Consider the following 18,639-nt stretch of genomic DNA (forward strand, 5'->3'; position numbering starts at 1 on the left):
GTCCGGCACCGGCGGCGCGGCGCGCTGGGCGGCCAGTTGCGCCTCCAGCTCCCGGATGCGGGCGTCCTTTTCGGCGATCCGTTCGGCGGCGGCGCGCTCCTGCTTCGCCAGCCGGGCCGTCAGTTCGTCGCAGCGCCGGACGAGGTCCCGGTTCTCCCGCAACTGCCGCCGGTTCTCGCCGCCCATCAGGTGGGAGAGCATGTGCACGTCGGCGAAGGCGCGCACCCGCACCGCGTCGGGCATGGCGCCGTGGCTCAGCACCCCCCAATAGGCGGCGGCCACGTCGCCCGAGGCCACGGCGGCGGTCCACAGCGCCATCCAGCCCTCTTCCGTCGTCTCGCGAGCGAATCGCTTCACCGCCGCGGCGAAGGTCTCGTCCAGGCGCTTGTGCATCAGCCGGGCTTCCGGCCCGTCCTCCGCAGCCTTCTCCACGAAGTAGCGGTGGATGTCGTAGGGGCGGGCGTCCGCCGTGGGGACCAGCTTCAGCCGCCGGCACAGCCATGCCACGTCCTCCGACGACAGGCAGGTGCCCACGAGCGAGCAGTGATACTCCGTGGGGATCGTCCACAGCTTCCGGCGCTTGCCCTGCCCGAGTACGCAGGACGGCACGGTCTTCCGACAACGCTCACACATCGTCTTCTCGCCCCCCGATTGGCTTCGGCTGTTCGGTCTCGGTTCCGCCCCCGCGCCGCAAGCGGAGGCGGTGGGAGGAACGCACCCCATTAATAGTGCGAATCATTCGCATTTGCAAATGAAGACCGCACCGGCCGGACCGCATGGCGCAGGGGAGGGGATTCACGAAAAGCTGCTGTGTCGCGTCCGATGGGAAGGGCGGATTCCGCCCCGATTTCGCACGGCATCCGGAAAGGGCGCGGCCATGAACATCACCATCACCCAGGTGGATTTCAAATATGACGAGGATTTGCCGGCGGGGCACGACGCCCAGGACGTTCCGCAGAACGGCTTTCTGATATCGAAGGATTTCCTGTGGACCGGCGGTCTTTCGACCTGCTTCGCCATCGCCATCTACGGCACGACGCCGGACGGGGTGGACCAGTTCCTGCTCTGCCACGCCGACACGGACACCGGCAAGAAGAACCCCGCCGATGTCAACGAGCACAGCGATGCCCGCAAGGCGGTGGCTTACTGCGTCAAGTCCTTCGGTCCGGTGAAGGACGGCACCGACCTGTCCATCGCCCTCATCCAGGGCACGACGCCGCCCGAATACTTCGAGGAGGCCGGCGCCATGGCCAATGAGGTCGTCGTGCCGGAGGCGCCGGCCGATCTCGACGGAAAGATCTGGTTCGTGACCGTCTACATGTATCCGGGGGGCCGGATCGAGTACGCGACGCTCGCCGCTTGACAGGCGGCGGGGCGGGCCGGCTCAGCGCAGGAAGTACTGCACCGGCACCACCAGTTCCATGCGGTCCTGCGCGGCCTCCGGAGGCGGGGCGGGCAGAGGGGACGCGCGTTCGACCAGGGCCAGCGTCTCCTCGTCCAGGGCCTCGAAGCCGGACCCCTTGTGCAGCCGCACCGCCAGGACCCGGCCTTGCCGGTCGAGCGTGATGTGGACCTGTGGAACGCCCTGCTGGCGCCGCATCTGGGCGACGCGGGGGTAACGCTTGTAGCGCTCCAGATGGCCGACCACGGCGCCGTGCCAGGTCGGCACCGCGTTGCTGTTGCGCACCACCGGGGCCGCCTGGGTCGGCGCGCCCGCGGGCGGGGCGGCGGACGGAGCGGCGCTGGTGGGGGCCTCGGTCACCGGCTTCGGGGTCACCCGCGGTTCCGGGCGCGGCTTCGGCGGCTCGGCCTTGGGCTTCGGCTTGGGTTCTTCCTTGGGTTTCGGCTTCGGCTTGGGCGGCGGCTCCGGCAGGGCGACCTCCGCCGGCACGGGCGGCGGCGGTTCCGGGACGATCTCGGGCAGCGGTTCGGGCTCCGGTTCCGGCTCGATGATCGGCTCGGGCGGCATCTCCGGCTGCGGAAGCATCGATTCCACCGTCGGCGGCGGCTCGGCGGGCGGGGTTTCCGGCAGCGGCGCCAGATCGATCATCACCGCGGGCGGCGTGGCCGGGGTCTCCTCCATCGCGACGTGCCAGGACAGCGCGGCGACCGCGACGAGCGCGTGGGCGCCCAGCACCACCAGCAGGCTGCCGCCCCAGCGCGCCACGGCGGGAGCGGTGCGCTCCCCGCCATCCGGAAGGCCGTCCGGAAGGTCGTTGGGGCCGAAGGTCGCCACGCTCATTTCGCCGCCGCGCCTTCCAGCCCGACCAGAGCGATCTTCAGATAGCCGGCGGCGCGCAGCGCGTTCATCACCTCGGTCAGCGCGCCGTAATCCACGCTGCGGTCGGCGCGCAGGAAGACGCGCGCGCCCTTGTCGCCGTTGGTCACGCCGTCCAGCGCCGCCGCCAGCGACTCCCGCGCCACCGGCGTGTCGCCGACGGACAGGCTCTGGTCGGCCTGGATGGTCAGGAACAGAGGCTTGTCGGGCCGCGGCTGCGGCTGGGCGGTGGAGGCCGGCAGGTCCACCGGCACGTCCACCGTCGCCAGCGGGGCCGCCACCATGAAGATGATCAGCAGAACGAGCATCACGTCGATGAAGGGCGTGACGTTGATGTCGTGCGACTCGGTGAGATCGTCACCGTCGTCAAGACGCGCCGCCATCGCCTTACTCCGCCGCCTTGGAGACGGTGCGCGGCAGGGCGCGGCGGTCCATGTCGCGGCTCAGCAGCCGCAGCACCGCCGCCGAGCTGTCACCGAGCTGGGCGCGGTAGCCGCCGATGGAGCGGGCGAAGCCGTTGTAGATCACCACCGCCGGGATGGCCGCGACCAGGCCGATGGCGGTCGCCAGCAGCGCTTCGGCGATGCCCGGCGCCACCACGGCGAGGTTGGTCGTCTGCGACTTCGCGATGCCGATGAAGCTGACCATGATGCCCCACACCGTGCCGAACAGGCCGACGAAGGGGGCCGTGGAGCCGATGCTGGCGAGGATGCCGGTGCCGCGCATCATGCGCCGCCCTTCCGCCGCCTCGATCCGCTCCAGGCGTGAGGCCGCGCGCTCCTTCAGACCCTCCTGCGAGGGGGCGTCGGCGGACTGGTGGGCCTCGGCGATCACGGCGCGCAGGAAGGCGGTGGCCGGGGTCTTCTCGAAGCCGATGCTCTCCGCCGCCTGAGTCAGGGAGCGGGCCTGCTCCAGCGCCGCCAGGGACGCCCGCGCCTTGCGCTTGGCCTTCGACAGTTCCAGCGATTTGGCGAGGAAGATGGTCCAGGTCGCCACCGAGGCCAGCGCCAGCCCGATCATCACCGCCTGCACCACCGGGCTCGCCGCCATGAACATGCCCCAGGGGGACAGGTCGTGCGGCAGCGTGGCCGTCGCGGCGGCCAGATGGTCCAGCCCGGCCGCCGCCGCGTCCGGCGCGGCCAGCGGAGCCACCCCCGGAGATGCCCCCGAAGCCGCCAGCGTGTCGGCGGGCACGGGGGCTGGGGCCGGGACCGGTGCCGCAGCCGCGGGAGCGCCGCCATTGGTTGCGGGAATGCCCTGCGCCCAGCCAAGTCCGGTCGACAGGAACGTGCCGGCGGCGGCCATTGCAGCGATGGATCGGGTGTGAAGCGCTGTGAACATTGGCGGTTCGAACTTCTTTGCGGCTGACTTCCTTCCTGTATAGTGCGAACGACTCTCATTTGCACCCATAAAGTGCTAGGATGCTGCATTGCGACAACGGAGCGCCGCGTCGGATGATTCTCGGAGGGCGAGGTGGCGTGCAAACAGAAATTGCAGAGCGCGGGATCAGAAGGCCCGGATCGCCTTCGACGACACCGTCCGCCATTGGGCGCCGCCGTCCTTCAGCATGCTGCGGATGTGGCCGATGTGCACCTGACCGTAGAGGATCAGGATGTTGCGGTCCGGCTCGGCACGGATGGCCTTCACCACCTTCTCCTCGCGCAGGGTGGTCAGCGCGGGGGGCAGGGCCTCACGCACCATGGCGCCCGACGCGGTGGTCGCCAGCATGATCCGGATGGCGGCCTGGACCCGCCGCTGCACCCAGCCCGGCAACTTGCCGTATTCGTCGCGCAACTGCGCGAGATCGACGGTCTCCCCGTCCGCGTCGTCCGGATTGCCGGGCGGCAGGGCGGCCAGCAGCTCCGACAGGGTGACGTCGACGTTGCGGGCATCCGGCCCCGGCGGGCCGATCAGCGCGCGGTTGTCCTGAAGCACCAGCCCGTCGCCGAGGAGGTTGGCCATCATCTCGTAGGGATGCTGCCGGCTGTCGGGGTTCCAGTCGGCCCCCAGCCGGCGCAGCACGTCGGCGATCCCGGCGGGGGAGGAGGCGTCGTCGGGGCGGACCTCCTCGTAGAAGACCAGCCAGCCTTCCTGCCGCCGCTGGGCGATGTGGCGGGCGATGCCGCTGTAGAAGTCCGGCTTGGCGACATGCACCATGCCCTGCATTTCCACCTGCCGCCGCCCGTCGCTCATCACGACTCGCGACAGCTCCAGCGGGATGTGGTCGGCGATCACCGGCAGGGCGGCCACCGCCCCCACGGCCAGGGTGACGAGGCCGCCGGACAGGATGCCGACGGCGATCAGGGCGGTTCGGAGCGCGCGTTTCATGCCCCGACGCTGGCATGAAACCGAAGCGGGGGCAACCGCGCCGGTTTCAGATCCCGACCTCCACCGCGGCGTTGACGACGTAGATGGTCTCGTCGCGGTCGTCCTTGTCGGCCAGGAAGATGCCGCTGGGCGCCAGCATCCCGCCGGACACCACGGTGAAGGACACCTGCCCGTAGGGGAAGACGGCCCGCACCGCCTCCAGGTCCAGCCGGTCGGCGTCCGCCGGAACGGCGAGATGGACGCGGACCTGCATCCGGCTGGTGTCGCCGTCCACCAGCGCGCGCATGCCGGGCATGGAGTTGCGCTCGATGGCGTTGCGCACGGCGCGCACGGCGGCCTTGGTCACGTCCTGCCCGTGCAGATCGGCGCCCATGCCGAGTTCGACGAACATCACCTGTTTCATGGTCGTGGTTCCATCCTTGTCCGGGGATTGGCGAGTCCGCACAGAATGCGGGAGGATCGCCGCCCCGCAGCCCCCGGTCCGCCGCTTTTCCGGCTTGTGAAATTCCCTTCCGGGCGGAAAGCGCTCAGCCGATCCGGAAGGCGAGGTAGCCGTCGGCCCCCGCCTGTCCCGGCATGGCGAGCAGCCCGCCGGGCGTCCGTCCGCTGAAGGTGAGGCTGAGATCGGTGCCGCCGTCGCCGTTCAGGTCGATCCGCGCGGTCGCCCCCTGAAAATCCGCCGTTCCGGCCATGTCCTCCCAGCTCAGGCGGGACGTGGCGTCCTGCCACCCCCAGGCGACGGCCCATTCCTCCGGTTGCAGGTCGGTGACGGTGGACCATGTGACGCCCCCGCCCCGCCCGTCGATGTAGAAGGTGTCCGTGCCGGCCCCGCCGGTCAGGAAGTTGGACCCGGTGCCGCCGTCCAGCACGTCGTCCCCGCCCGCGCCCTGCGCGGCGTCGTCGCCGCCGAGAAGGTTCATGAAATCGCTCTGGGCGTTGTCGACCACCGCCTCCCCGGACGCGGTTCCCAGAAACTGGTTCCGCAGGCCGGGGACCGGGCCGGCATAGGGCGTCATCCGCGCCTCGTAACTTTGGGTGCCGTCACTGACGAGGGCGCGCTGGTCCGGCTCCGCGCGGGGCAGGGCGGCGGCGGCCTCCTGCCGGGTGACGATGCGGTCCGTGAAGACCAGCCGTTCGATGCCGCGCAGCCGGTCGGTGCCGCCGGCCCCGGTGACGGTCATGTCCGCCCCGCCGGTCACGAAGGCGTTGCCGGTCACGAAGGCGTTGCCGGTCACGAAGGCGTTGGAGGAGGGGAAGCCGTAGACGGCCGTGTCGCTGCCGGTGCCGCCGTCCAGAAGGTCGTCGCCCGCCCCGCCGTCCAGGGTATCGTCGCCCGCGCCGCCCTCCAGCGTGTCGGCGAAGGCGGAGCCGGTCAGCCGGTCGCCCGCCCGTCCCCCGATGACGGTCTCGATGCGGGTGCCGTAGCCGACGAAGAACTGATCGGGCGCCAGGATCGAGGCGGCCTGCGCCGAGAACCACCCCCAGCCGCCCGTCAGGTCGACGGTGAGGGGATTCTCCGCATCCGCCGCGGACAGGGTGTCGTTGCCCCCGCCGTCCCAGATGTAGCGCCCCGCCGCCCCCGGCGTCAGCGGGTACAGGTCGTCGCCCGCCCGCACGGCGGGGTTGGGGCCGTAGAGGCGCTGGATCGCGGCGACGTCGTAGACGCCCAGCCCGCCGGGCCAGACGCCGTAATAGGACATGACGGTGTTGGTCCGGTTGTCCTCGGACGGGGGAAGGAAGGGGGGCGTGCCGCTGCCGGTGCCGTTGTAGTCGCCGGGATGCTTCAGGCCCAGCGCATGGCCGATCTCGTGCACGTAGGTGCGGTAACTGGCGGATTCCGGGTCGAGATAGATGTAGGACCCCTCCGGGTTGGGGTAGTAGGCCATGCCGGAGGCGCCGAAGGCGTCCAGTTGGCTCATGTGGAACTGGAGATTGGCGGTCATGGGCGACGCCGTTTCCACGAAGGCGAGGTTGGCGACCGCGCCCCATTCCCCCATGGCCTGCAGCGCCATCGCCTTCTGGCTGTCGTTGAGGGGCCGGAAGCCGGGCACGTAGCGGACGCCGGCGTCCACCACCCAGCCGTAGGTGAGGCTGTAGGGTGCCGCCGGTGCGCCGTCCGGCGGCGTCCCCCAGCGGCGCCCGCTGTCGAAGGCGCGGACGAACAGCGGATCGCCGGCGCCACCGGTCGTCCAGAACGCCGTCTCCATCGACGGGGCCGTCGAATCACTATTTAAGATTGAATCGTCGCCGTCTATTCCGTCCGCGTTCCCGCCGGGATCAGGACTCCGAAACCCGCTCATTCCTGCGCACTCCGTCTGGGTGGACCGGTGTTCCGCTAAATTCGTTCGGAATTACGATGATGCTTGGCGGAAGCGATGAGTGCTCGTCTTTCCATCGGTCAATATTTATGACGATTGGCGCGGCAGCCTTCAATGGATCGGACGGTGCCCGCAAACTCGAAAGAGGGAAGTTTTGCCACGTATTTTCAGCGCTTTGTGTCCGGCCCGAGAAATTCCCGCTGTGCCTTCGCGGCCCGGCGGTGACTTCGGGTTCTGTGCCGGGAATGGGTGGGAGAATTTTCAGGGGAGTCCTGAGGACAGTCGGCATCAATAAAGACGGCGGCGCTCTTGGCGGCGTCCATGATAAAGGCAAAATAAAATCGTTAAAGAATATTAAGGCGCAATCCTGTCACAGGATAAACCGGGATTCGCGGATTGACACGATGGAGAGATTCCGCAACCGTTGCCGCAGAACAACAACGGGGGAGAAAAAGAGTGCGGTATGGCTGTGTTGCGCTTGCCATCTGTGCCGTTTCTGTTGGCGCATGCTCGACCAATGCACGGATTGCCTCCGTCCCGCCAGTGCCGCAGGACATCGACGTCGAGGAGATGTCGCCGCCGATCGTTCCGGAAATCGAACCGGTTTATGTTCACAAGGGGAAGGCGTCCTACTACGCGGATTTCTTCCATGGCCGGACCACGGCGTCGGGGGAGCGCTTCAGCCAGAACCGGCTGACCGCCGCGTCCCGCCGGCTTCCCCTGGGCAGCCGGGTGACGGTGACCAACGCCGACAACGGGCGCAGCGTGGAGGTTGTCATCAACGACCGCGGTCCCTACGTGAAAGGGCGGGTGATCGACCTGTCCCGGAAGGCGGCCCGCGAACTGGGCATGATCGAGGACGGCGTGGTCGATGTCCGCGTCGAAGCCCGGCCCTCCGACCAGCCGAGCCGCTCCCTGCGCCAACGGCTGGAACGCATGGTCGCCTCCCTCTATCCCAACCGCGACTCCGCGCCGGAGCGGCCCGTCACGGTCGCCGAACGGCCCGATCCGGATTTGGGCGGTTCCGAGCTGGGCGCCGCCGAACTGGGCGCCGCCGAGTAGCGGGTCCCGCCCGCCGTCCGAACGCACGACACACGCACGCTTCCGCCCGGTGGGCACGGCGCCGCGAAGGCCGCCGATGCACCCGCTGTGGATGGCGGAGCCGTGCCCACAGAGGAGATTTCGACCCATGCTGAAGCTCGTGATCCGCGACACGCATCACGCCGCCGGCCTATTCCTGGAGCAGGTGGATAACGTCCGCCAGTTGATCGCTGAGTTGAAGGCGCTGAAGCGCGTTCCGTCCGCGTCGCTCTATCTCGAAGGGCTGGCCGAACGCTGCCTGCGCCGCGGCTGGACGGTGACGCCCGCCGACCCGCTGGTCCGCGGCTGCGCGTCGCGCACCCACATCGTCGAGGTGCATCTGGACCCCAACCAACCGGGCGCGCCCTTCGTCGGCATCTATGAGCCCGGCGAGGACGGCACCCCCTGCCGGCGCCTGCACGATTCCCTGGAAGGGCTGGCCGGACGCCTGCGCCTGCCGCCCGCCAACGGCGGCGCCTTCCCGGCGGCGGCGGTGCAGGCTCCCGCGCTGGCCGCATAGCGGCCCCGGCGCGGCGCGGAGGCTCCCAGCCCTATCCCCGGCTGCATCCCCGGCTGCATCCATTGATTGGAATCATACCGCGGCGGAACGGGCGGGGGTAGCCTGCGGGCCGGCAATCCCGCCGCCCGCCACCGCCGCCCGCCTCCATGACCGTCGAGCATCTCAGCCTCGTCTTCCTGCTGCTCCAGCAGATGTGCGTGTATCTGGTCATCGCGTACATGCTGAGCCGGACGCCGCTGTTCCTGCCGGTGATGCACCTCACCGTGCGCTGGCCGCACAAGCTGGCCTGCTACGTCATCTTCTCCATGTTTTGCGTCATGGGGACCTATTTCGGGTTGCAGATCGACGATTCCATCGCCAACACCCGCGCCATCGGGGCCGTGCTGAGCGGCATCCTGGGCGGGCCGTCGGTGGGGCTGGCGGTCGGCTTCACGGGCGGGCTGCACCGCTATTCGCTGGGCGGCATGTCGGCGGTGGCCTGCGCCGTCTCCACGGTGACGGAGGGGCTGATCGGCGGTCTGGTCCACCGGCACTTCGTCCGCCAGGGCCGGATCGAGCCGCTGTTCGACCCGCTGCGCGTCGGCGCCGTCACCTTCGTGGCGGAGATTGCGCAGATGCTCATCATCCTGCTGGTGGCGAAGCCCTTCCCGGCGGCGGTCCATCTGGTGGAGGTGGTGGCGCTGCCGATGATCGTCGCCAACACCCTGGGGGCGGGGCTGTTCATGCGCATCCTGATGGACCGCCGCGCCCTGATCGACAAGCAGTCCAGCGCCTTCTCCGCCAAGGCGCTGAAGATCGCCGCACGGGCCGACGGCGTGCTGCGTCAAGGCTTCAACGAAGAGAACAGCATGCGGGTCGCCCGCATCATTTACGAGGAGACGGGCGTCGGTGCGGTCGCCATCACCGACCGGGACAAGCTGCTGGCCTTCATCGGCGTCGGCGACGACCATCACCTGCCGGGCACGCCGATCACCTCGCCCCAGACCTATCAGGCCATCGCCAACAACCAGGTGCTCTATGCCGACGGCAATCTGGTGTCCTACCGATGCTCGATCCACCCGCATTGCCGGCTGGGTGCCTCGCTGGTGATCCCGCTGGTCGGCGAGGACGACCGGGTGATCGGCACCGTGAAGCTGTACGAGCCGAAGACCAGGCTGTTCTCAACGATCAACCGCACGCTGGGGGAGGGCATCGCCCGGCTGCTGTCCAGCCAGATCCTCGCCGGGCGCTACGAACGGCAGAAGGCGCTGCTCGCCCAGTCGGAGATCAAGCTGCTGCACGCGCAGGTGAACCCGCATTTCCTGTTCAACGCGCTGAACACCATCTCCGCGGTCATCCGCAACGACCCGGAGCGGGCGCGCCAGCTCGTGCAGAGCCTGTCGGTCTTCTTCCGCAAGAACCTGAAGCGCCCCAGCCAGGAAGCCACCGTGGCCGACGAGGTGGAGCATGTCAGCGCCTATCTCCAGATCGAGCTGGCGCGCTTCACCGGGCGCCTGTCGGTGGAGATCGACGTGCCGGACGAGTTGCGCCACGCCCGGCTTCCCGCCTTCCTGCTCCAGCCCTTGGTGGAGAACGCCATCAAGCACGGCACCTCGCAGCTTCTCGGCCCCGGCCATGTCCGCATCGCGGCCCGGCGGGAGGACGGCGGCCTGCTGCTGTCCGTTGAGGACAACGCCGGCCTCTACGAGGAGCGTCCGGGCGGCGACGGGCTGGGCATGTCCATCGTGGACCGCCGCGTCCGCAACCGCTACGGCGACGGCTTTGGCGTGGACGTGGCCTGCGAGGCCGACGTCTTCACCCGCATCACCCTGCGCCTTCCCCTGGACATTCCCCTGGAAACTCCTGTCGCCGCGGAGACCGCGCCATGATGACCGTGCTGATCGTGGATGACGAGCCGCTGGCCCGCGAGGAGTTGCGGCGCCTTCTGGAGGAGGCTCCCGACCTGCAGGTCGCCGGGGAATGCGCCAACGCCATCGAGGCCATCGGCGCCATCAACCGCCAGCCGCCCGACGTGGTGTTCCTGGACATCCAGATGCCGCGCGTCAGCGGGCTGGAGATGCTGAGCATGCTCGACCCCGAGCGGATGCCCCGCATCGTCTTCCTGACCGCCCACGACGAATACGCCGTCCAGGCGTTCGAGGAGCACGCCTTCGACTATCTGCTGAAGCCGGCGGACCCGGCGCGGCTGGCGAAGACGCTGCAACGGCTGCGCCGCGAGCGGGCGCCGCAGGATCTCGCCGTTCTGAAGGACGCCGCCCCGCTGCGGCAGATCCCCTGCGCCGGGCACAACCGCATCTCCCTGCTGAAGCTGGAGGAGGTGGAATGCGTGGCCTCCAAGGCCAGCGGCGTCTTCGTCGTCGGCGCCGACGGGGAGGAGCGCTTCACCGAACTGACCCTGCTGACCTTGCAGGAGCGGACGCCGCTGGTGCGCTGCCACCGGCAATATCTGGTCAACCCGGACCGCATCCGGGAAATCCGCCTGATCGACAACGGGCTGGCGGAGATCCAGACGCTGGGCGGCCAGAGCATCCCGGTCAGCCGCCGCTTCCTCGGCCCGCTGAAGGAGCGGCTGGGCATCGGGTGAATGGAATGACCCTCTCCCGCCCCGGGAGAGGGAAGGGGCCCGCGCAACGCGCGGGAAGGGTGAGGGTCCGGCCAGGATCAGTGCCTCGATCCTCGGTTCCACCCTCACCCGCCCGCTTCGCGGGCACCCTTTCCCGGGGCGGGAGAGGGGGGCGGGAGAGGGAGAGAACCCACCCCGCCGCTCGCCCCCGCTTTGCGACCGCTCGGCACGCCATGGCGCCGCTCCGGGGAGAGCGCCACACAGAGGGTGAAACCGGGCCTACCGTGACGGCAGTTCCTTCCAAGGAGAGCTGTCATGGATCACGCCCTTACATTTGTGATCGCGACACTCTGCATCCTCGCCCTCTGCTACCGCTTTTACGGCGTGTTCTTTGTGCGCAAGGTGCTCCGTGCCGATGATTCCGAGGTGACGCCGTCCCACGTTCTGGCCGACGGGCGAAACTATGTTCCCACCAAGAAGTGGGTGAACGCCGGCCAGCATTTCGCGGCCATTGCCGCCGCCGGCCCGCTGGTCGGCCCCGTGCTGGCCGCGCAGTTCGGCTATCTGCCGAGCTTCCTGTGGTTGCTGATCGGCTGCGTCATCGGCGGCGCCGTGCACGATACGGTGGTGCTGTTCGCCTCGATGAAGCACAAGGGCCAGTCCCTGTCGGAGGTTGCGAAGGCCGAACTCGGCCCGGTCGCCGGCTGGTGCACCGGTCTGGCGATGCTGTTCATCATCACCATCACCATGGCCGGCCTGTCGATGGTCGTCGTCCACGCGCTGGAACGCAACGCCTGGGGCGCCTTCGCGGTCTTCATGACGATCCCGATCGCCGTGGCGCTCGGCCTCTACGAGAAGGTCACCGGCTCGTCCAAGGGCGCCACGCAGGTCGGCATCGCCGCCATCGCCGCCTCGGTCTTCGCCGGCCCCTACATCCAGGGCACGGTCCTGGGCACCTGGCTGACGCTGCACGCCGAGACGGTCGCGCTGATCCTGCCGGTCTACGCCTTCTTCGCCACGGCGCTGCCGGTCTGGCTGCTGCTGACCCCGCGCGGCTACCTGTCCAGCTTCATGAAGGTCGGCGTGTTCGGCGCGCTGGTCGTCGGCGTCGTCTTCATCAACCCGGAAATCCGCTTTCCGGCCCTGACCGAGTTCATCCATGGCGGCGGCCCGGTGCTGAAGGGTCCGGTGTGGCCGTTCATCTCGATCACCATCGCCTGCGGCGCCATCTCCGGCTTCCACGCCTTCATCGGGTCGGGCACCACGCCCAAGCTGATCGACAAGTGGAGCGACATCCGCACGGTGGCCTTCGGCGGCATGCTGGCGGAATGCGTGGTCGGCGTCATGGCGCTGATCGCCGCCACCTCCCTGCACCCCGCCGACTATTTCGCCATCAACTCCGCCCCCGCCGCCTTCCAGGCCCTGAACATGCAGGTTGTCGATCTGCCGCGGCTCAGCCAGGAAATCGGCCTCGACCTCTACGGCCGGACGGGCGGCGCGGTGACCCTGGCGGTCGGCATGACGGAGATCTTCACCCGCGTTCCGTGGTTCAGCAACCTCGCCTCCTACTTCTTCCAGTTCGTCGTGATGTTCGAGGCGGTGTTCATCCTGACCGCCGTGGACAGCGGCACCCGCGTGGCCCGCTATCTGATCCAGGACCTGGGCGGCGACCTCTATGCCCCGCTGAAGCGTCTCGACTGGGTGCCCGGTTCGATCGCCGCGAGCGTGCTGGCCTGCGTCGCCTGGGGCTACCTGCTGACGTCGGGCGACATCAACTCGGTGTGGGCGCTGTTCGGGGTGTCGAACCAGCTCATGGCCTCGGTCGGCCTGATCATCGGCGCCACGATCATCCTGCGCCTGTCGCAGAAGCGGTCCTACATGCTGACCTGCCTCGTCCCGCTGGCCTACCTGTTCGTGACGGTGAACTACGCCGGTTACTGGATGATCGCCAACGTCTATCTGAACCCGGCGGTCAAGGGCTACAGCCTCTTCAACGCGGGCATCTCGATCATCATGCTGACGCTGGGCTTCGTGATCCTGATCGCCGCCCTGAAGAAGTGGAAGGAACTCCTGCGCATCCGCAAGACCAACCTGCCTGAGACGCTGATCGCCACGCCGGCGGAATAGCCCGGCGCCGGGCGGTTCGCCCGAGGCCATCGGCCTCTCAACCGGAAGAGGTATCGCTGCTCCCCCAGCGGTACCTCTTCTGCGTTTCCGTGGAATGGCTGGGACGCCTCCGAATCCGTGAATTACAAGGGTTGATTCGCCATCCGGCGGGTGCCATCCAAGGGCCGGCGCCGTGGCCACCGGGCTGCGGCGCCGGTTTTCGTGGATGGAACAGGTGGTCGGACAGATGCCGCAGGTTGCACGGTCGGTCCTCTCGCTCCTGCTCGGGGTGGCTTTGCTGATGCTGGGCAACGGGGCGCTCAGCACGCTCATCGGCCTGCGGCTGGCCGGCACGGAGTCCGGTGCGATGGGGGTGGGCCTGATCACCGCCGCCTTCTACGCGGGGCTGACCGGCGGCTCGCTGTTCGCCCACCGGGTCATCACGCGGGTGGGGCACATCCGCGCCTTCGCCGCCTTCGCCTCCGTCCTGTCGGCGGCGGCGCTGTCGCACGCCCTGTTCGTCGCCGTGCCGCCGTGGGCGGCGCTGCGGCTGGCCGAGGGCTTCTGCATGGCCGGCCTCTACATCTGCATCGAAAGCTGGCTGAACGGCACCGCCAGCAACGAGACGCGCGGCCAGATCCTGTCGCTCTACATGGTCACGCTCTACGCCGCGTCGGCGGTGGGGCAGCAGTTGCTGCAACTGGACGACGAGGCGGGCGTGCGCATCTTCATGCTCATCGCCATCCTGCTGACGCTTGCCCTGGTGCCGGTGGCGCTGACCCGGACCACGCCGCCGACGTTGCCGAACGTGGAGTCCTATGGCCTGCGGCGGCTGTACGAGGCGTCGCCGCTGGGCGTCGTGGGCGTCTTCATCAGCGGGGCGGTGACCGGCTCCATCTACGGCCTGGCCCCGGTGTTCGGCGCGGCCTCCGGCTTCGGGGTGTCGGGGACGGCGCTGTTCATGACGATCCTGATCCTGGGCGGGGTGGCGCTGCAATGGCCGCTGGGCCGGCTGTCGGACCGGTTCGACCGGCGCGCCGTCATCATCGGCCTGTCGGCGGCGCTGGCGCTCGTCAGCGTGGGCATGATCCTGGCCGAGGGCAGCGGGCGGCAGGACACGCTGCTGCTGGTGGCGCCGCTGTTCGGCGGGCTTGCCTTCACGCTCTACCCGGTCTGCGCCGCCCACACCAACGACCACGCCGGGCCGGCGAACGTGGTGTCGGTCAGCGGTGGCCTGATCCTCGCCAATTCGGTGGGGGCGATCATCGGGCCGCCGCTGGCGTCGGCCGCCATGGGCGTGGCGGGGCCGGAGTCCCTGTTCGGCTTCATCGCCGCGGGGGCCGGTTCGGCGACGCTCTACGGGCTGTGGCGCACGCGCATGCGCCCGCCGCCGCCCGCCGAGGCGCAGGCCAGCTTCCGTCCGCTGCCCCAGACGACACCGACCGTCACCCCGCTCGACCCGCTGGGGCCGCCCAGGCCGGAGCCGGCGGGGGATTAGAAACCACCTTTTCCTGGCGGGGCGGAACGCGGCATGCTGGTGCCGCCGGAGGAACGGACGGGAGAGACCCCATGCACGCGCATCCTATCGCCCTGCGGATCGCCCTGGCGGCGGCGGTTTCGGCTTGGGGAGGCTCCGCCTTCGGCGCCGAGGCCGCGGGTCCGTCCTTCTCCTGCGCCGGGGTCGGGAAGGGCAGCATCGAGCAGGCCGTCTGCGCCGACGCCGGCCTGTCGGCCCTCGACCGCAAGCTGGCCCGGGTCTACGGCGAGGCGGCGGGCAAGGCGGCGAACGAGCATCCTCCGGTGCTGAAGGCGGAGCAGCGCGGCTGGATCAAGGGCCGGAACGACTGCTGGAAGGCCGGCGACCGCCGTGCCTGCGTGGAGGAGCAGTATGTGCTGCGCATCGCCGAACTGCAGGCGCGGTACCGTCTGGTGCCCTCGACCGGCCCCGTCCGCTTCGCTTGCGGCGGCGCTCCCGGCAACGAGCTGGTCGCCACCTTCTTCGAGACCGAGCCGCCCACGCTGATCGCCGAGCGCGGTGACGAGGCGTCGTTGATGTATGGGCAGCCGGCGGCGTCCGGTGCCCGTTACCAGGGCCGCAACGAGAGCTTCTGGGAGCATCAGGGCGAAGCTCGGGTGACCTGGGGCTACGGCGCTCCGGAGATGACCTGCCGCAAGGCGCCGTAACCCCTCGTCGGGTCTCCGCTACCCGCGGGCCGCGATGCGGGCGAGGACGGCGCAGGCGCCCGGCCCGGTTTCCAGCGTCGCGGCGGTGTCGTCCAGCCGGGCGGTCCAGCCCTGGGACACCCGCGCCACGCTGTCGCCGGTCCGCAAGGTCACCTCTCCGGCGAGCGCGTGGACCAGCGCCACGCCCCCGGCGGACAGGTCCACGGCCTTGTCCGCCGGCAGGATGTCGAGCCGCGCGTCGGCCCGCTCGCGGTCGAAGATCAGGTTGAAATCGCGGATCGGCCCGTCCAGCAACGCGCAATCCACCACGGCGTCGCCGGAAAAGCGGAAGGGATCGGCGCGGTTGGCCACGGTGGCCGGGACACCGTCCACGGTCAGCCGCATGCCGGCCCCCTCGACCACGGCGATCAGCCGCTCATAGCCGGTGAAGGCGGAGAAGGGGCCGGGCTTCGCCACGTCGGCGATGCTGACCCGCCACAGGAAGCGGCCCGCGTCGCCGGGCAACGCCTGAAGGGCGATTTCGGTGGTCGTCCCGCCGCCGTTCTTCCAGGGCATGCGGCGGTAGCGGGCGGGGTCGAGAAGGGAAACAGGCATGGTAATCCTTGCGGGGCGGGGGAGGGCGTCCGGCCCTTTCCCCGTCCCTTATCCTCGTGAATGTGTCTGCGGCGCCGATGGGCCGTGCGTCAGGCATCCCCGAGCGATTGGGTCAGGCCCCGGTGCTTCAGCAGGGCCTCGATGCGCGGTTCGCGTCCGCGGAAGGCGGTGTACAGCTCCATCGGGTCGCGGGTGTCGCCCGACGAATAGATGGTCTTCAGCTTCGCCGCAAGATCCGGATCGAAGGGGTTGCCGGTTTCCAGGAACGCCTCGAACCCGTCGGCGTCGAGCACCTCTGCCCAGAGATAGGCGTAATAGCCCGCGGCGTAGCCGCTGCCGGCGAACAGATGCTGGAAATGGGTCGGGCGGTGGCGCACGGCGATCTCCGCCGGCATCCCGATCCTGTCCAGCACCGACCGTTCGAAGGCGGCCACGTCCGTGTCCGCGGCGTCGGCCCGGGTGTGGAACTCCAGATCCAGAAGCGCCGCCGCGGTGTACTCCACCGTGCCGAATCCCTGGTTGAAGTTGCGGGCGGCCAGCAGGCGGCGCAGCAGATCCTGCGGGATCGGCTCCCCGGTCCTGTAATGGCGGGCGTAGGTGGACAGCGTTTCCGGAACCGCCAGCCAGTGTTCGTAGATCTGCGACGGCAGCTCCACGAAGTCGCGGCGGACCGAGGTGCCGGACTGGCTCGGGTAGCGGACGTTGCTGAGGCAGCCATGCAGGAAATGGCCGAACTCGTGGAACAGCGTCTCCGCGTCGTCGAAGCTGAGGAGGGTCGGCTCGCCCTTCGAGAAGTTGTTGTTGTTGACGATGATCGGCGACACCGCGCCGTCGAACGTCTCCTGGTCGCGGTAGCTGCTCATCCAGGCGCCGGAGCGCTTGGACGGCCGGGCGAAATTGTCGTGCAGGAAGATGCCGACATGCCGCCCGTCCGTCTCCGTCACCTCGTAGACGCGGACATCGGGATGGTAGACCGGCAGGTCGGGGCGCTCGGTGAAGGTCAGCCCGAACAGGCGCCCGGCGGTGTCGAAGGCCGCGCGCACCATGTTCTCCAGCACGAAGTAGGGCTTCACCTCCGCTTCGTCGATGTCGTACTTGGCCTGCCGCACCTTCTCCGCATAGTAGCGCCAGTCCCAGGGGGCGATCGGCTCGTTCATGCCTTCCGCCCGGGCGCAGTCCTGAAGCTCCGCGCGCTCGGCGGCGGCCTTTTCCTTGGCCGGCCCCCAGACCTGGAGCAGAAGCCGTTCGACGGCGGAGGTGTCCTTCGCCATGCTGTCGTCCAGCTTGAAATCGGCGTAGGTGGCGTAGCCCAGCAGCTTCGCCTGCTCGGTGCGGAGCGCGACGATTTCCCGGATCAGCGGGCGGTTGTCGTGCTCGCCCTCATGCTCGCCGCGGCGGATCCAGGCGTCGTAGGCCACCCGGCGCAGGTCGCGGCGGGCCGAGAAGGTCAGGAACGGCTCCACCGAGGAACGGGCCAGCGTGATGACGTATTTGCCCTCCTGCCCGCGCTCCTTCGCGGCCTGGGCGGCGGCGGTGCGCGCGAAGTCCGGCAGCCCGGCGAGGTCGCTCTCCTCCAGGACGAGCTGCCAGTCCTTCTCGTCGTGCAGCACGTTCTGGCCGAACAGCGTGTGCAGGGTCGCCAGCCGTTCCGTGATCGCGGTCATCCGCGCCTTGGCGTCGGGCGGCAGCAGCGCGCCGCTGCGCACGAAGCCCAGGTGCTGGCGCTCCAGCAGGCGCAACTGGTCGGGGGCGAGGTCCAGCGCCGCGCGCCGCTCATAGAGATCGGCGACGCGGGCGAACAGCGCCGGGTCCAGCGCGATGCGCATGGAATGCTGGGCGAATTTCGGGGCGTAGTCGCGGGCGATGGTCTCCAGCGCGTCGGTGGTGTTGCTGGAGTTCAGGTTCCAGAACACGCCGCCGACCCGGTTCAGGAACCGCCCGCCGCGCTCCATCGCCTCGATGGTGTTGGCGAAGGTCGGGGCGTCGGGGTTGCCGGTGATCGCCTCGATCTCCGCGATGCTTTCCGCCATGCCATGGTCGAAGGCGGGCGGGAAATGCTCGGCCTGGATGCGGTCGAAGGGCGGCAGGCCGAAGGGCGTGGTCCAGGTTTCGAAGAACGGGTTGCTCATCAAGGCCCCTTGCTGACCGGTGACGGGAGACAGGCGGACATGGTGCCGCAACCGGTCCTCCGCCACAACATGCCGGTGGCCGCAGGGTACTCCGAACGCGCTGAAACAGCAGGAAAAGGCAGAGTAATATAGGATATTATGCCTGTAAACCGACGCTTGAACGACATTGATCCGGTGCCATATCCAACCGAGACACAAAAAGGCTTCAAATCTCTCCTAAAGTTTGTTAGCCTCCATCCAGTGACGGACAGCAATCGCTCTCTTGAGCGTGCTTCAATAGCGCAATTCGCCTTGTGCAAATCCCTACAACAGCAGAATACTTCAGAGGTGAAGTCGGCATGGATGTATAGATAGTGTTTTTTGTTTGCTTCGATGGCCTTCAATTTCATGAGTCTTCGCAGATTTTGCGGTTTCTCATGTGATTTTACATCTCCTGTGGTTGGCGGGAGGCAGTCGCGCGGCGGCTGTCAGTTTTGTTGGCGTGCGGACGAAAGTCCTTGCCTTGCGTGCCCCACCACCCCGGCACGCCCCTGCTTCCA

The 18,639-nt window shown here is 68.8% G+C and carries 16 protein-coding genes and 1 pseudogene; 8 read left to right on the top strand and 9 right to left on the bottom strand.

Going from position 1 to position 18,639, the window contains the following annotated elements; genetic code table 11:
- Positions 1–609: pseudogene (locus QSG27_RS03090) on the bottom strand (hypothetical protein); the annotation flags it as partial.
- A 268-nt stretch (positions 610–877) separates the two neighbouring features.
- Here QSG27_RS03090 and QSG27_RS03095 point away from each other — a divergent pair.
- Positions 878–1,363, top strand: a complete 486-nt coding sequence (locus QSG27_RS03095) for a hypothetical protein (RefSeq protein ID WP_306703683.1) — start codon at positions 878–880, stop codon at positions 1,361–1,363.
- Between the two features lie 21 nt (positions 1,364–1,384).
- Here the strand turns inward: QSG27_RS03095 and QSG27_RS03100 are convergent, their stop codons facing one another.
- The 6 genes from QSG27_RS03100 to QSG27_RS03125 all read right to left on the bottom strand — a co-directional run bounded on the left by QSG27_RS03100 (position 1,385) and on the right by QSG27_RS03125 (position 6,813).
- A complete protein-coding gene (locus tag QSG27_RS03100) occupies positions 1,385–2,242 on the bottom strand; it encodes an energy transducer TonB (RefSeq protein WP_306703684.1) in 858 nt (285 codons plus the stop codon).
- Positions 2,239–2,661: a TonB system transport protein ExbD gene (gene exbD / locus QSG27_RS03105; RefSeq protein WP_306703685.1), complete on the bottom strand. Its 423-nt coding sequence runs from the start codon at positions 2,659–2,661 to the stop codon at positions 2,239–2,241. The genes QSG27_RS03100 and exbD overlap by 4 nt, the downstream gene beginning before the upstream one ends.
- Positions 2,662–2,665: 4 nt before the next feature.
- The gene (exbB, locus tag QSG27_RS03110) at positions 2,666–3,619 is read right to left on the bottom strand and encodes a tonB-system energizer ExbB (RefSeq protein WP_306703686.1); all 954 of its coding nucleotides are present in this window, start codon (positions 3,617–3,619) and stop codon (positions 2,666–2,668) included.
- 165 nt (positions 3,620–3,784) lie between these two features.
- On the bottom strand, positions 3,785–4,606 hold the full coding sequence (locus QSG27_RS03115; protein WP_306703687.1) for a hypothetical protein: 822 nt from the start codon (positions 4,604–4,606) through the stop codon (positions 3,785–3,787).
- Between the two features lie 46 nt (positions 4,607–4,652).
- Positions 4,653–5,009, bottom strand: coding sequence for a Lin0512 family protein (locus QSG27_RS03120; RefSeq protein WP_306703688.1), 357 nt, complete (start codon positions 5,007–5,009; stop codon positions 4,653–4,655).
- 124 nt (positions 5,010–5,133) lie between these two features.
- Positions 5,134–6,813 carry a reprolysin-like metallopeptidase gene (locus QSG27_RS03125; protein WP_306703689.1) on the bottom strand — a complete coding sequence of 560 codons (1,680 nt, stop codon included), beginning with the start codon at positions 6,811–6,813 and terminating at the stop codon, positions 5,134–5,136.
- 654 nt (positions 6,814–7,467) lie between these two features.
- Between QSG27_RS03125 and QSG27_RS03130 the strand changes: the two genes are divergently transcribed.
- The 7 genes from QSG27_RS03130 (at position 7,468) to QSG27_RS03160 (ending at position 15,377) form a co-directional block, all read left to right on the top strand.
- The gene (locus tag QSG27_RS03130) at positions 7,468–7,986 is read left to right on the top strand and encodes a septal ring lytic transglycosylase RlpA family protein (RefSeq protein WP_306703690.1); all 519 of its coding nucleotides are present in this window, start codon (positions 7,468–7,470) and stop codon (positions 7,984–7,986) included.
- A 127-nt stretch (positions 7,987–8,113) separates the two neighbouring features.
- Positions 8,114–8,524, top strand: a complete 411-nt coding sequence (locus QSG27_RS03135; RefSeq protein WP_306703691.1) for a hypothetical protein — start codon at positions 8,114–8,116, stop codon at positions 8,522–8,524.
- A gap of 146 nt (positions 8,525–8,670) precedes the next feature.
- A complete protein-coding gene (locus tag QSG27_RS03140; RefSeq protein WP_306703692.1) occupies positions 8,671–10,392 on the top strand; it encodes a sensor histidine kinase in 1,722 nt (573 codons plus the stop codon).
- Positions 10,389–11,108: a two-component system response regulator BtsR gene (btsR, locus tag QSG27_RS03145; RefSeq protein ID WP_306703693.1), complete on the top strand. Its 720-nt coding sequence runs from the start codon at positions 10,389–10,391 to the stop codon at positions 11,106–11,108. Before QSG27_RS03140 ends, btsR begins: the two co-directional genes overlap by 4 nt.
- Before the next feature lie 294 nt (positions 11,109–11,402).
- A complete protein-coding gene (locus QSG27_RS03150) occupies positions 11,403–13,214 on the top strand; it encodes a carbon starvation CstA family protein (protein WP_306703694.1) in 1,812 nt (603 codons plus the stop codon).
- Positions 13,215–13,440: 226 nt separating this feature from the next.
- On the top strand, positions 13,441–14,691 hold the full coding sequence (locus QSG27_RS03155; RefSeq protein WP_306703695.1) for an MFS transporter: 1,251 nt from the start codon (positions 13,441–13,443) through the stop codon (positions 14,689–14,691).
- Positions 14,692–14,762: 71 nt separating this feature from the next.
- The gene (locus QSG27_RS03160) at positions 14,763–15,377 is read left to right on the top strand and encodes an MliC family protein (RefSeq protein ID WP_306703696.1); all 615 of its coding nucleotides are present in this window, start codon (positions 14,763–14,765) and stop codon (positions 15,375–15,377) included.
- Between the two features lie 18 nt (positions 15,378–15,395).
- Here the strand turns inward: QSG27_RS03160 and QSG27_RS03165 are convergent, their stop codons facing one another.
- Together QSG27_RS03165 and QSG27_RS03170 are read right to left on the bottom strand one after the other, a co-directional pair.
- Positions 15,396–15,971, bottom strand: coding sequence for a HutD/Ves family protein (locus QSG27_RS03165; RefSeq protein WP_306703697.1), 576 nt, complete (start codon positions 15,969–15,971; stop codon positions 15,396–15,398).
- A gap of 89 nt (positions 15,972–16,060) precedes the next feature.
- Positions 16,061–18,100: a M3 family metallopeptidase gene (locus tag QSG27_RS03170; protein ID WP_306703698.1), complete on the bottom strand. Its 2,040-nt coding sequence runs from the start codon at positions 18,098–18,100 to the stop codon at positions 16,061–16,063.
- Between the last annotated feature and the right edge of the window lie 539 nt (positions 18,101–18,639).

The sequence above is a fragment of the Azospirillum isscasi genome, from assembly GCF_030849505.1.
Taxonomy (GTDB): Bacteria; Pseudomonadota; Alphaproteobacteria; order Azospirillales; family Azospirillaceae; genus Azospirillum; species Azospirillum isscasi.

What these genes read in the sequence shown, in the direction of transcription:
- QSG27_RS03095 (WP_306703683.1), top strand. Translation starts at nt 878, where the DNA reads ATGAACATCACCATCACCCAGGTGGATTTCAAATATGACGAGGATTTG.
- QSG27_RS03100 (WP_306703684.1), bottom strand. Translation starts at nt 2,242, where the DNA reads ATGAGCGTGGCGACCTTCGGCCCCAACGACCTTCCGGACGGCCTTCCG.
- exbD (WP_306703685.1), bottom strand. Translation starts at nt 2,661, where the DNA reads ATGGCGGCGCGTCTTGACGACGGTGACGATCTCACCGAGTCGCACGAC.
- exbB (WP_306703686.1), bottom strand. Translation starts at nt 3,619, where the DNA reads ATGTTCACAGCGCTTCACACCCGATCCATCGCTGCAATGGCCGCCGCC.
- QSG27_RS03115 (WP_306703687.1), bottom strand. Translation starts at nt 4,606, where the DNA reads ATGAAACGCGCGCTCCGAACCGCCCTGATCGCCGTCGGCATCCTGTCC.
- QSG27_RS03120 (WP_306703688.1), bottom strand. Translation starts at nt 5,009, where the DNA reads ATGAAACAGGTGATGTTCGTCGAACTCGGCATGGGCGCCGATCTGCAC.
- QSG27_RS03125 (WP_306703689.1), bottom strand. Translation starts at nt 6,813, where the DNA reads ATGGAGACGGCGTTCTGGACGACCGGTGGCGCCGGCGATCCGCTGTTC.
- QSG27_RS03135 (WP_306703691.1), top strand. Translation starts at nt 8,114, where the DNA reads ATGCTGAAGCTCGTGATCCGCGACACGCATCACGCCGCCGGCCTATTC.
- QSG27_RS03140 (WP_306703692.1), top strand. Translation starts at nt 8,671, where the DNA reads ATGACCGTCGAGCATCTCAGCCTCGTCTTCCTGCTGCTCCAGCAGATG.
- btsR (WP_306703693.1), top strand. Translation starts at nt 10,389, where the DNA reads ATGATGACCGTGCTGATCGTGGATGACGAGCCGCTGGCCCGCGAGGAG.
- QSG27_RS03150 (WP_306703694.1), top strand. Translation starts at nt 11,403, where the DNA reads ATGGATCACGCCCTTACATTTGTGATCGCGACACTCTGCATCCTCGCC.
- QSG27_RS03155 (WP_306703695.1), top strand. Translation starts at nt 13,441, where the DNA reads ATGCCGCAGGTTGCACGGTCGGTCCTCTCGCTCCTGCTCGGGGTGGCT.
- QSG27_RS03160 (WP_306703696.1), top strand. Translation starts at nt 14,763, where the DNA reads ATGCACGCGCATCCTATCGCCCTGCGGATCGCCCTGGCGGCGGCGGTT.
- QSG27_RS03165 (WP_306703697.1), bottom strand. Translation starts at nt 15,971, where the DNA reads ATGCCTGTTTCCCTTCTCGACCCCGCCCGCTACCGCCGCATGCCCTGG.
- QSG27_RS03170 (WP_306703698.1), bottom strand. Translation starts at nt 18,100, where the DNA reads ATGAGCAACCCGTTCTTCGAAACCTGGACCACGCCCTTCGGCCTGCCG.